This is a genomic window from Neobacillus sp. DHD-1R, from assembly GCF_057747995.1.
Window position 1 is genome coordinate 3,838,824 of the sequence record NZ_CM173232.1, and the last position, 12,389, is coordinate 3,851,212.

Annotated in this window: 13 protein-coding genes, 2 pseudogenes and 1 other annotated feature (1 of these 16 only partly in view); of the genes and pseudogenes, 3 read left to right on the forward strand and 12 right to left on the reverse strand. The window is 42.6% G+C overall.

All coding sequences use genetic code 11. The features are described from left to right. Nucleotides 1–1,306 precede the first annotated feature (1,306 nt). A pseudogene (locus AC3ANL_RS18955) lies at nt 1,307–1,390 on the forward strand (hypothetical protein); the annotation flags it as partial. Nucleotides 1,391–1,716: 326 nt separating this feature from the next. Here the strand turns inward: AC3ANL_RS18955 and AC3ANL_RS18960 are convergent. The 5 genes and pseudogenes from AC3ANL_RS18960 to nadB all read right to left on the reverse strand — a co-directional run. Next, nucleotides 1,717–1,833 (reverse strand): annotated as a pseudogene (locus AC3ANL_RS18960) (LysM peptidoglycan-binding domain-containing protein); the annotation flags it as partial. A gap of 301 nt (nt 1,834–2,134) precedes the next feature. Beyond that, nucleotides 2,135–2,287 carry a hypothetical protein gene (locus AC3ANL_RS18965; protein ID WP_488325943.1) on the reverse strand — a complete coding sequence of 51 codons (153 nt, stop codon included), beginning with the start codon at nt 2,285–2,287 and terminating at the stop codon, nt 2,135–2,137. A gap of 99 nt (nt 2,288–2,386) precedes the next feature. After that, complete coding sequence (gene nadA / locus AC3ANL_RS18970) at nt 2,387–3,493, reverse strand: quinolinate synthase NadA (RefSeq protein WP_488325944.1); 1,107 nt, start codon at nt 3,491–3,493, stop codon at nt 2,387–2,389. Then, complete coding sequence (gene nadC, locus AC3ANL_RS18975) at nt 3,486–4,334, reverse strand: carboxylating nicotinate-nucleotide diphosphorylase (RefSeq protein WP_488325945.1); 849 nt, start codon at nt 4,332–4,334, stop codon at nt 3,486–3,488. The genes nadA and nadC overlap by 8 nt, the downstream gene beginning before the upstream one ends. Beyond that, nucleotides 4,303–5,883: an L-aspartate oxidase gene (nadB, locus tag AC3ANL_RS18980; RefSeq protein ID WP_488325946.1), complete on the reverse strand. Its 1,581-nt coding sequence runs from the start codon at nt 5,881–5,883 to the stop codon at nt 4,303–4,305. The genes nadC and nadB overlap by 32 nt, the downstream gene beginning before the upstream one ends. A gap of 196 nt (nt 5,884–6,079) precedes the next feature. Here nadB and AC3ANL_RS18985 point away from each other — a divergent pair, with 196 nt between their 5' ends. Further along, nucleotides 6,080–7,228 carry an IscS subfamily cysteine desulfurase gene (locus tag AC3ANL_RS18985; RefSeq protein WP_488325947.1) on the forward strand — a complete coding sequence of 383 codons (1,149 nt, stop codon included), beginning with the start codon at nt 6,080–6,082 and terminating at the stop codon, nt 7,226–7,228. 52 nt (nt 7,229–7,280) lie between these two features. Continuing rightward, nucleotides 7,281–7,820, forward strand: a complete 540-nt coding sequence (locus AC3ANL_RS18990) for a 3H domain-containing protein (RefSeq protein ID WP_488325948.1) — start codon at nt 7,281–7,283, stop codon at nt 7,818–7,820. 74 nt (nt 7,821–7,894) lie between these two features. On the opposite strand, the gene pheA is transcribed toward AC3ANL_RS18990, so the two are convergent. The 7 genes from pheA to rplU all read right to left on the reverse strand — a co-directional run bounded on the left by pheA (nt 7,895) and on the right by rplU (nt 12,374). Beyond that, complete coding sequence (gene pheA, locus AC3ANL_RS18995) at nt 7,895–8,749, reverse strand: prephenate dehydratase (protein ID WP_488325949.1); 855 nt, start codon at nt 8,747–8,749, stop codon at nt 7,895–7,897. Between the two features lie 62 nt (nt 8,750–8,811). Further along, a complete protein-coding gene (locus AC3ANL_RS19000) occupies nt 8,812–9,261 on the reverse strand; it encodes an ACT domain-containing protein (protein ID WP_488325950.1) in 450 nt (149 codons plus the stop codon). Between the two features lie 58 nt (nt 9,262–9,319). Beyond that, nucleotides 9,320–10,609 (reverse strand): GTPase ObgE, encoded by a 1,290-nt coding sequence (gene obgE, locus AC3ANL_RS19005; RefSeq protein ID WP_488325951.1) that lies wholly within the window; start codon nt 10,607–10,609, stop codon nt 9,320–9,322. Between the two features lie 59 nt (nt 10,610–10,668). After that, complete coding sequence (locus AC3ANL_RS19010; protein WP_488325952.1) at nt 10,669–11,199, reverse strand: Spo0B C-terminal domain-containing protein; 531 nt, start codon at nt 11,197–11,199, stop codon at nt 10,669–10,671. A gap of 216 nt (nt 11,200–11,415) precedes the next feature. Further along, on the reverse strand, nt 11,416–11,709 hold the full coding sequence (rpmA, locus tag AC3ANL_RS19015; RefSeq protein ID WP_488325953.1) for a 50S ribosomal protein L27: 294 nt from the start codon (nt 11,707–11,709) through the stop codon (nt 11,416–11,418). A 12-nt stretch (nt 11,710–11,721) separates the two neighbouring features. Further along, the gene (locus AC3ANL_RS19020; RefSeq protein WP_488325954.1) at nt 11,722–12,051 is read right to left on the reverse strand and encodes a ribosomal-processing cysteine protease Prp; all 330 of its coding nucleotides are present in this window, start codon (nt 12,049–12,051) and stop codon (nt 11,722–11,724) included. A gap of 14 nt (nt 12,052–12,065) precedes the next feature. After that, on the reverse strand, nt 12,066–12,374 hold the full coding sequence (gene rplU / locus AC3ANL_RS19025) for a 50S ribosomal protein L21 (protein ID WP_488325955.1): 309 nt from the start codon (nt 12,372–12,374) through the stop codon (nt 12,066–12,068). A gap of 13 nt (nt 12,375–12,387) precedes the next feature. After that, nucleotides 12,388–12,389: a sequence feature (ribosomal protein L21 leader region), on the reverse strand; it runs 80 nt beyond the window's last position.

The following is a 12,389-nucleotide window of genomic DNA, read 5'->3' on the forward strand; positions in this document are numbered from 1 at the left end:
GTTGTTTGGTACAGGATTCGGGGCAGGATTTGAGACCATTCCTGCAGGCTGCATGGATCCACAACCACAATCCCCTCCTGCACCCGTTCCTACTGGTAGACTTTGACTCGGAGGAGTCTGCGAGTATGGCATTTGACCATAGGCATCAGTTCCCCTCATGTCAGGAGAATCAAACTCTTGTACACCCATTTCTTGCGGGCGTGGGCCATCCATTTGTGGATAGCCGTATGGGCTTCCCATTCCTGGATTTCCATACATCATTCCAGGCAAACCTTGTGCCGGTTGGCCCATTTCCGTTGGATATTGGGTTGGCATTCCTCCTGTGCCTCCCATTGGGGAACCCGTTGGTGCTCCTGTTGGGAATCCTTGTGGATAGCCTGCCGGCATTTCTCCGTACCCCATTGGTGCTTGACCATAGCCCGCTGGCGCTTGACCGTAGCCTCCTGGCATTTGGCCATATCCTCCTGGCATTTGACCATATCCTCCTGGCATTTGACCATATCCTCCTGGCGCTTGGCCGTAGCCTGCTGGCATTTGGCCATATCCTCCTGGCGCTTGGCCGTAGCCTGCTGGCATTTCTCCGTATCCTACTGGCGCTTGACCGTAGCCTCCTGGCATTTGGCCATATCCTCCTGGCGCTTGACCGTAGCCCGCTGGCATTTCTCCATATCCTCCTGGCGCTTGGCCGTAGCCTGCTGGCATTTGGCCATATCCTCCTGGCGCTTGGCCGTAGCCTGCTGGCATTTGGCCATATCCTCCTGGATTCATCATTGGCTGTTGATAGGCAGGTGGTTGAGCACCCATTGAAGCTCCTGGATAGGCTGGATTAACCACAGGCATTTGCGGCATAAACGACGACGATTCCTCATGATAGTATGGTTGTGGCGTCATAGATGCACCGGCGACGGTTGGAGCAAATCCCGGACCACCAGGCACCATTCCAGGCTGCATTACAGGCTGCTGTGCAAAAGGTGCACTTGGCATGGATGGGTATGGCATTGGTGGCTGCATTGGGAAACCTCCAAATGGCGGACAGAATCCAGGGCCAGGCATCACCGGTGTAATAGGGACACAATACTCCTGTGGTGGCAGTTCAACTGGCATTTCTTTGATTGGTGGTGGAACTGGGATTGGTATTTCCTTTTTTGGAACTTCTTTGACCTCAGGAAGTATATTGGCAGGTTTAGGAGGCAGCTGTGGTTGGTTGGTCATATTTGTCATGTTGGACATATAATAATTGTTAATATCAATTTCAGGGATGATTTGCAGAGGCATTTTTGGTGTATAAGGTGTTTTAGGTGTTTCTTTGATAATTGGTTGTTCTTTTGCAATTGGTACTTCCTTAATCGGTACTTCTTTAATTGGGACCTCTTTAACTGGCATTTCTTTGATTGGGACTTCTTTAACCGGCTTTTCTTTGATTGGCATTTCTTTTACAGGCTTTTCTTTGATTGGCATTTCTTTTACAGGCTTTTCTTTGATTGGCATTTCTTTTACAGGCTTTTCTTTGATTGGTGCTTCCTTAATCGGTGCTGGTATTGGCTTCTCCTTGGCAAACGGTTGCTCAGCAAACGGCATTTCTTTCTTGGCTCCTAAGTTGATTGTTGTTCCCGGTTTGGCCCCCATTGGTGCTTCTTTTTTTATGGATCCACCTGAAGTTGGAACTTTTATTTTCATACCGGGCATAATCATATCAGGGTTGCTGAGCTGTGAATTCATCTTTTTCAGCTCTTCAAAATTCACGCCGTACTTCTTGGCGATCTTCCAAAGAGTATCCCCTTTCTGTACGATATGGATCTTCACTCTGATTTCCCTCCTATGGCATAAGTCCATATAGTGTATGTGAAAATGGGCAAAGTGCTAACATTCTTCAAAAAAACTTATGCTAAGCTAGCCAAAATTATGAATCTGATTATTTTATTAGGGATGTCTATCCACCGAATAAGGATGTCTCAAAAGGGTCTGACCCCACGTTTTTCTTATTATATAGGATGTGGGGTTAGATGGCGGCCGTCTGACAATTGAGGGTGGTTATCCGCTAGTTGGATGGCTTTCCGACAATTGAGGACTGCTATCCGCTAGTTGGACCCGACTATCCGTCAGTTGGAGATGGTTATCCGCTAGTTGGAGGGGGTTATCCGCCAGTTGGATGGCTTTCCGACAATTGAGGACTGCTATCCGCTAGTTGGACCCAGCTATCCGACAATTGGGGATGGCTATCCGTCAGTTGGAGATGGTTATCAGCTAGTTGGATGGCTTTCCGCAAGTTGCAGGCTGCTATCCGCAAGTTGGCCCCTCCTATCCGCTAGTTGCCCCCAGCCATCCACTAGTTGGACCCTCCTATCTACTAGTTGCCCCCAGCCATCCGCAAGTTGCGGGCATCCAATTATGAATGTAATAACATTCTTTCTAATGCAAGCTTGGCATTTGCTGCAATCTCTGGGCTGACTTTAATGATATTATTTGAATCATCAAGGGTCTCCAAGCTCCAAACAAGATGCGGCAAGTCGATTCGGTTCATTGTGAGGCAAGGACACATATGCGGATTTAATGAGATGATTTTTTTATCAGGGTGAGTGTTTATTAATCGATTGACCAGATTCATCTCTGTTCCGATAGCCCAGGCTGAACCAGGTGCTGCCTTTTCAATGGCATTGATAATGTAACTTGTTGACCCGGCCAGATCCGCTAATTCCACCACTTCTCGGCGGCATTCCGGATGAACGATAATGTTCATGTCTGGATATTGACTGCGTGTCGCAAACACATTTTGCACAGTAAAGTTTTCATGTACCGAGCAATGCCCTTTCCAAAGAATCACTTTTATTTTTGAAAAATCCCCATCATATTCAAGTGTGTTTGTGATCGGGTTCCAAATTGCCATTTCATCTAATCCTACCCCTAAGTCAGCTGCTGTATTTCGACCTAAATGCTGATCAGGTAAAAAAAGAATCCGCTCTTTCACTTCAAATGCCCACTTAACCATCGTTTCTGCATTAGAGGAGGTAACGGTTGCCCCGCCTTTTTCCCCTACAAACGCCTTAATTGCGGCGGTTGAATTAACATATGTTAGCGGCAAGATCGTGTCTCCAAAAAGTTCCTGCAGTTGCTCCCAAGCTCTTTCCGTTTGCTGGATATCTGCCATATCAGCCATTGAGCAGCCCGCCCGCATATCAGGCAAGAAAACCTTTTGCTGGTCACTTGTTAAAATATCGGCTGTCTCGGCCATAAAATGGACACCGCAGAAAACGATAAACTCTGCTTCTGTGTTTTCAGCCGACAATTGTGCCAGTTTTAATGAATCACCCGTTGCATCCGCAAATTGAATGACTTCGTCTTTTTGATAATGATGACCCGGGATAAACAGTCGTTTTCCCAACTGTTGTTTTATCCCCGTGACTCGATTCTCCAGCTCTTCTCTCGTCATTTGTTTATATTTTTCAGGAATCATAACATTTTTTTGTAAGCTTGCTAAGATGTTCAAATTATTCATCTCCTTTATTCCATAACACTTTTACACTTATATCCAGCGCTCGATAGGAATGAGTCAAGTATCCAAGGGAAATGTAATCTACACCAGTTTCCCGATAGTCAGCAATATTCGTTAATTGGATCCCGCCCGAGGCTTCGGTAATGACCATAGGAGGGACTAGTTTGATAAATTCTCTAATCTCATCCGGTGTACGGTTATCAAACATGATGACATCAGCACCAGCATTTACTGCTTCTATTACCTGTTCTTTCGTTTCAACTTCGACTTCAATTTTGACCATATGACCGGCCTTGTTCCGAACAGCTTTTACTGCTTCTGAAATCGAACCTGCAAATGAAATGTGATTATCCTTTATCATCACTCCATCGTAGAGACCAAACCGGTGATTAAAGCCACCACCGCAGCAAACTGCATATTTTTCAAGCATACGGAGGCCAGGAGTCGTTTTCCTTGTGTCACAAATTTTCGTATGACCGCTATCCAGTGTATTAACGGTTTCTCGCGTTAAAGTGGCAATCCCACTCATCCTTTGAACAAGATTAAGGACTACCCGTTCACCTTTTAATAAATCTGCTATTTTTCCAGAAACGTAAGCAAGCTCTTGTCCCTTCTTAATAACTTGACCATCCTTTACAAACACTTGGGCCTTAATATCGTTGTTAAGAAGCTGAAAACCAGTTTTTATAATTTCCTCACCACAAAAGACACCCTTATCTTTTGCGAGAAAAACAATTTGCCCGTTTGTATCATCTGAAAAAATTAAATCGGTAGTCATGTCCTGTTCCCCAATATCCTCATTAAAAAAATTCTCAAGTAGCGAGCGCAGTTTCAGTGAATTCATGGTTCTTCTCCATTCCCTGTTCATATTTATGAATAATTGATTTTCTTAACCAATGGTGATCGTCTTCATATGGATAATCACTTCGATAATGACCTCCACGGCTTTCTGTTCTTTGCAATGCTGATTTGGTAATAAGACTGGCAATAATCAACATAAATACCTTTGATATATCAGAAATTGAACAAGTATCTAAAATGATCTTGTCGGCGTTGAATTGCTTTAACCAGGCTTGCTGCTTGCTCAGATTCCCTTCATTCCTGACAATACCTACCCGCTCCATCATTAGATCCTTCATTCGCTGAATATCTGGCAAGTTTACTTTTTCGTGTTTTACATGTTGAAAATAATCAACATTGGACTCAAAATCCTGTGGCTGTTTTCGAGCTTCATTAATCCATTTTGACAATTGAGCCCCTTGGTATAGCCCCTCTAATAAAGAATTGCTCGCCAAACGATTTGCACCGTGTAATCCCGTGCACGATGCTTCTCCAATGGCAAATAGCCCCTCAATCGAAGAACGCCCGATTAAGTCCGTCTTGATTCCCCCCATTAAAAAATGACAGCCAGGGGCGACAGGAATTTTTCCATCGGTTAAACAAATTCCCTGCTCCTCACAAATAGATGTTATGGAAGGAAATCTTTTCCTGAAGTCTTCAATCTTACTAATATCTAAAAATACTTGTACATCTTTTTTTAGATATTCATAGATTTTTTGTGAAACAACATGCCTTGGTCCAAGATCTTTTAATGGGTGAACTCCCTCCATGATCGGAGTACCGTCATCCGTAACCAGAATGGCCCCTTCGCCGCGAACAGCTTCGGAAATTAATCCCTTTGTTTCACCGTTTATATATAAAAGTGTAGGGTGAAATTGAATAAATTCCATATCAACGATTTCTGCACCCGCTAAATAGGCCATAGCGATTCCGTCACCACAGACTGTTTTGGCATTGGAAGTGTAACTAAACAATTGACCGCAGCCTCCAGACGCAATAATGATGTAACTGCCAAAGAACTTGCGTATCTTCCCGTCTTTTCCTTTTGCTTTGACTCCAATACAACGATTTTTGTCTGCATTAAGAATTAATTCGTAAGCTGCAACATTTTCTTCGATACAGACATTTTCTTTAAGATTATTAATCAAATGTTCCATCACGTTTTTGCCTGTTGCATCACCGCCGCCGTGAACAATTCTTTTTTCGCTATGGGCGCCTTCCATCCCTAAATATAATTCACCATTTTGATTTCTATCAAAAATATTTCCTTGTTGTGCCATGTTCCTGATGAGGAAAGGTGCAGCGTTAATGATTTGCTGAACAGCATCATGATTGTTATGAAATCGTCCTGCTTCCAGCGTATCAACAATATGTTTGGATGGGTGGTCATTTGCACCTATGGCTGCTGCAATACCACCTTGAGCAAGATAAGAATTAGCCATTCTTATATTTCCCTTTGTGAGTATCCTCACATTTAGATCGATATTTAATTGGACCGCCAGCTGTAAAGCGGCTATGCCACTACCAATTATTACTACATCACTATTTGTCATGTTTCACCCTCCTGACACAACAGGTGTCTTGACATATATATTTACACAGAATTAAACTAAAAACAAGTATTTTTATAGAAATGTGGAAGTGTTTGGCCAGGGGGTTTTTGAATCCGAAACGCGAGAAGCTGAAGAAAAAAAAATCAAAACCAGAAGCGTTAATTTTGCCTTAAAAAAACAGGATTGGAGACCGATCATGATATATTTTGATTTTGCCGCCACAACTCCATTAGATCATGAAGCAGCCGAGGTTTATGTAAAAGTGGCAACCGACTATTTTGGAAACACCCAGAGTCTTCATGATATCGGGGGGCAGGCACAGGTTTTACTTGAAAATTGCCGGGAAGAGCTGGCTAGCTTGTTAGGAATCGATAAAAGAGGACTCTATTTTACAAGTGGTGGCTCTGAAGGGAATTTCTTAGCCATTGAAGCTCTATTGTCTTCTCCTCAAAAGAATGGAAAGCATATCATTGCCGGGATGGCAGAACATTCATCGATCCATGGAGTTTTAACTAGACTGGAAAAGGCAGGATATGAAATCACGTTGCTTCCCTTTAATTCAAAGGGTTTAATTGATCAAGAGCTGCTAATAAATGCAATAAAACCAGAAACCATTTTAGTGGCACTGCAACATGTAAACTCTGAAATTGGGACAATCCAGCCGATTAAAGAAATCGCTAAAATATGCAAAGCAAACAGAATTCATTTTCACAGTGATTTTGTCCAGTCGTTTGGAAAGATAAATCTAAAGAACCTTGCTCCCATTGTCAGCAGTTTTTCTTTTTCCGGTCATAAACTTTATGGACCCAAAGGCATTGGGGGAGCCTATATAAACCCTGAAATTCCTTGGAAACCATTTTTTCCAAACGGGTCACATGAAAGTGGATTCCGGCCAGGAACACTCAACCTTCCAGCGATTGCCGCCATGACGGCCGCTGCCCAGAAAATCATTGGAAGAATAGAAGAGGATGCTACTAATTGTATTTGGAAGCGGAAGGCTTTTATCGAGAATCTGGAGCCAATAAAGAAAAGCGTAAGACTTTATCAAGCTGACGATGATTCGCAGCTTCCTACTATCATTGGGATGCGGATTTCAAGTATTGAGGGACAATGGATGATGCTTGAATGCAATCGGCTCGGATTTGCCATCTCTACGGGAAGTGCCTGCCAGATTGGAATGCAAACTCCAGCAAAGGTTACGAAGGCACTTGGATTAACCAACGAAGAGGCAAAAGAATTTATCCGTATCTCATTTGGCCATTCCTCCAAAACGGAAGAGATCATTCAGCTTGGGGAAACAATTGTTGGCATTGTCCAATCATTTAAGTCTGTGTCCGTTATATAATAAAAAAACTGTGCTAGAATAGTAAAATAGATAACATTTTAGGAGGATTTTTATGGCTGATCAAAAAAAAATATTGGGAGAGGAAAGAAGGTCGTTAATTCTCCAACACCTTAAAGATAGCACTGAACCACTTACGGGCAGTGAACTAGCGGCGATGACCAATGTGAGCAGACAAGTCATTGTTGGGGATATTACGCTGCTTAAAGCAAAAAATGAACCGATTATCGCCACGAGCCAGGGCTACATTTATTTAAAACCGAACTTAGGGGCTCCTACTTTTGAAAGGATCATTGCCTGCAAACATTTACCCAAGGATACCGCAAAAGAACTTAATTTACTCGTTGACCATGGTGTGTTGGTAAAGGATGTTAGAATTGAACACTCCGTATACGGTGATTTAACGGCATCAATAATGGTTTCGAATCGACAAGAGGTTAAACAATTTATGGAAAACATCCAAACAACCAATGCATCCCTTTTATCAGAGTTAACCGCCGGGTTCCATCTCCATACTATTTCTGCATCAAGTACTCAAATTTTAGATAAAGCCGAAACCGCACTAAGGGCAGCAGGCTTTTTGATGGAAACATAGGAAGAATCACAAAGGGTCAGACCCCATATCTTAATCATGGGGTCTGACCCTTTTTTGAGTCTTCCTCTTTACTACTAGTCCAATTCCACCAGATACGATGGATAACTTCCTAAAACTCTGACTCCGCAGCCTAATGCCTCAAGCTCCGCAATTGCCCCGGGAATCAACACGTCATCGAGTTTCATTTCCAAATCAATAATGAAAAAGTAATTGCCAATCCCTGTTTTCATTGGCCGGGATTCAATTTTAGAAAGGTTTAATTTTCTCCAGGCAAACGCTGATAATACTTGATGAAGAGCCCCGGCTTGGTCTGACGGTAACGTAACCATGAGTGTCGTTTTATAACGATCTGAGCCGGTAATCGATTCAAAATCCAGCACCTGTTCTGATAACACGAAGAACTTTGTATGATTATAGTCAAAGTCATGAATATTTTTTTGGACGATGGCCAGTCCATATTCTTTCGCTGCAAGTTCATTTGCAATTGCAGCGGCCTTAAGTTCAGGCTGCTCCATCACCATTTTTGCTGCGGCGGCCGTGGAATAGACATTTTCCACCGGTACTCCTTTTAAATGGGTATGTAAAAACTTATGGCATTGGGCAATGGCATGTGAATGACTAAATACCCTTGTTACCTCTTGCCAATGCTCCTGATTCGCTGGATGAACCATCAAATGCTGTTTGATGGGAAGCGTAATTTCCCCAACAATTGGAATTTGCACGACTTGGGTTAAATAATCAAGCGTAATATTAACAGATCCTTCAAGGGCGTTTTCAACCGGAACGACGGCAAGATCTACTTTTTGACCTACAATCGCATCCATACTGCCAGGAATCGTTTGATACGGTTCTTGTTCGTAATTAGGAAAAACCTTTTGTACCGCCAGTTCAGTAAATGTTGCTTTCGGACCTAAATAACCGACTTTCATTGCTTCCCCACTCCCTATTTTTTAAAAAGAAAGCTGAGAGCAGGCTCAGTAGACATGGTCCACTAAGCGCCTGTTCCCAGCACATCAACCTTTTCAACAAATTCAAGCTTTCTAAGCTCAGTCAGTAAATCATCAAGATTGGTTGTAATATTCGAGGTGTTTAACGACAATGTTACATTCGCTCTGCCTTGAAGCGGGATCGTTTGGTGAATGGTTAAAACATTACAGCCTGACGACGCCACGACACTTAACAATTTTGACAAAGTCCCAGAACGGTCCTCCAAATGAAAGAAGAGGGAGATAATCTTTTCCTTCTGAATCGTTGAAAAAGGATAAACAGTGTCCCTGTATTTATAAAAGGCACTCCTGCTTAAATCAACTTTTTGAACGGCGTCCGCAATGGATTCAGCCTTGCCTCTGTCAAGCATTTCTTTCACTTCAATCGTTTTCTTCATCGCTTCTGGCAACACATCTTCGCGGACTAAATAATATTTTTTATCAAAATTATCCATTTTACCACTACCTCGATCTCCTACAACGTTTACCGCCACATTACCCAGGAACTAAAAATTACTCAATAAATTCAAATTCGAATTCTAATAATTTTACAATATCCCCATCTTTTGCTCCTCTTTGTCTCAAGGCATCATCCACCCCTAAACCACGAAGCTGACGGGAGAAGCGGCGAACCGATTCTTCTCTTGAAAAGTCAGTCATCTTAAACAATCTTTCCAGCTTTTCTCCACTTAGTACAAACGAGCCGTCCGGATCTCTTGTAATCGTAAAGGTATCTGGGTCTGGCTCATGTTTATATAATACACGATGAACGCCCGTTTCTTCTTCTTCATGCTCAAGCGGGAATTCTGGGGTTTGCTCAATTTTATCTGCGACTGAAAATAATAGTTCGCGGAGCCCTTTTCGAGATAGGGCAGAAATAGCGAAGATCGGATAATCCTCTTCAAGCTGCTCTTTAAACTTTTTCAAGTTTTCCTCTGCATCCGGCATATCCATTTTATTCGCTACAATGATTTGCGGACGCTCGGTCAAGCGCAAATTATACTCTTTTAATTCTCGATTAATGGTCAAATAATCCTCAAACGGGTCTCTGCCTTCGATCGCTGCCATATCAATGACATGGACGATGACCCTTGTCCGTTCGATATGACGTAAAAATTGATGTCCGAGACCAACACCTTGACTTGCCCCTTCAATCAATCCTGGCAGATCGGCCATTACAAAGCTTCGGCCATCTTCGGTTTCTACCATGCCTAAGTTTGGAACAATCGTAGTAAAATGGTAATCAGCTATTTTCGGTTTGGCAGAGGATACCACTGATAATAATGTTGATTTCCCAACACTTGGAAATCCAACAAGGCCGACATCTGCAAGCAGCTTTAACTCTAGAATAACATCGCGCTCTTGCCCTGGCTCGCCATTCTCAGCAATCTCTGGTGCCGGGTTTGATGGTGTCGCAAACCGTGTATTCCCACGTCCGCCGCGGCCGCCTTTGGCAATTACAGCCCGCTGTCCATGCTCCACTAAATCAGCAATGACCTCTTTTGATTCTGCATCCATGACCACTGTTCCAGGCGGCACTTTAACAATCATATCCTGGGAGCCTCTTCCGTGCATTCCCTTGGACATCCCATGCTCCCCACGCGGAGCCTTAAAATGACGCTGATAACGGAAATCCATTAAGGTCCGTAAACCCTCGTTTACTTCAAAGACCACATTGGCCCCTTTCCCGCCGTCACCGCCGGCCGGTCCACCATTTGGAACATATTTTTCACGACGAAACGCGACCATACCATTGCCGCCGTCTCCGCCTTTTACATAAATTTTGACCTGATCGACAAACATCTTATTCCTCCAGTCTTGCACTTTATCTAAATGAACATTTAAACGAAGATCTCACTCTTTTACAACGTAGGCATAAAAAGCTCTAGTGCGAGTTCCTTCTCCGTGAATTCCTTGACCGCCAAATCTTTTGTGTGGTCAGCAAGGAACTTTTCAAGCAATTCTCTTTTTATTATTATCCCGCTAAAATCAAAAAAGAAACGAACACCTTCTGATTGCGGTTCAATGGTAATTGATAAATGATTCTCTTGAAATGCCTCAATTGCTTGCTCCAAGCAGGCAAAAAATGACGTTGTCCATTTGGTCATGATATGATCATCAATTTTGATGGACTCTGAATCAAGCAGAACCTCATATTCCAATTTAAAAGACGGATTCTCCCAATTGGATTTTAACAGCAGCGAAGCAAACAACGGCATATGTAAATTTGAAAGTTTTGTCTCATTCTGTGCTTCCATTACAATTTCGTCGATTACTTGTTTTGCTCGGTCAATTCGATTTAAATCCAAGTTTCCCTTGATGAGCTGCAGCTTATTTAACCAATCATGTCGTGTGTGCCGAAGCACTTCCACGATATCCCACTCTTTCCCCATACGTACACTCCCACATTATGTGCTGGATTCTCTATATCTTGTTAGTATATCAAAAAAACAAACATGAGTAAGCTAATTTTTATATTTGAAAATGGTTTAGAGGCAAAAAGAAGCTTTTACGAAGTAGTTATTCCTGAAGTTAAAATGGAAGGTGTACTTTCGTTAGCAAAAAGAAAACTCTAACCAAACAGGTTAGAGTTTCCATTGATGTAATCCTTACGCTTCTTGAGCTACTGGATAAACACTTACTTGTTTACGGTCACGACCTAAACGTTCGAATTTTACAACGCCGTCGATTTTAGCAAAAAGAGTGTCGTCTCCGCCACGGCCTACGTTTGCTCCTGGATAAATCTTTGTACCGCGTTGACGGTAAAGGATAGAACCACCAGTTACAAATTGACCGTCTGCACGCTTAGCACCAAGGCGCTTTGCGATAGAGTCACGTCCGTTCTTTGTAGAACCTACTCCCTTTTTAGATGCAAACAACTGAAGATCTAATTTTAATAACATTTATTCCACCTCCTACTTTTTGAAGGTTATTTTTATGTGCTCTCCGTATTCTTCTTCAATCGTCTGTAATGAAATGATCATTCCTTCAAGAAGAAGTTGAACTTTCCCATGAATGTCTTCCGAAAGATTATCCGGTACAACACAACGGAGAAAGCCATCTCCCTGTTCAATCTCCGGGGTAACACCGGTTAAGGCATGAACCGAATTGATTGCGCCAACAGAAACAGCAGATATGCCTGCACAGACAATATCCTTGCCTCTTTCAGCGAAAAAAGCATGACCACTTATAACAAACGAATGAATGGAACCAGACTCAGTACGATCGATCGTAATTCCAATCATCTATTTCCAACACCTTACGCGTTGATTTTTTCGATGACTACTTTAGTGTAAGGTTGACGATGACCTTGTTTCTTACGGTTGTTTTTCTTCGCTTTATACTTGAAAACGATGATTTTCTTTTGACGACCTTGCTTTTCAACTTTAGCTGTAACTGTAGCGCCAGCAACAACAGGGCTGCCAACTTTCACAGTTTCACCGCCAACGAAAAGAACCTTGTCAAAAGTAACTGTTTCACCAGCTTCAACATCTAATTTTTCAATGTAGATAGCTTGGCCTTCTTCGACTTTCACTTGCTTACCGCCAGTTTCGATAATTGCGTACATGAACTGCACCTCCTT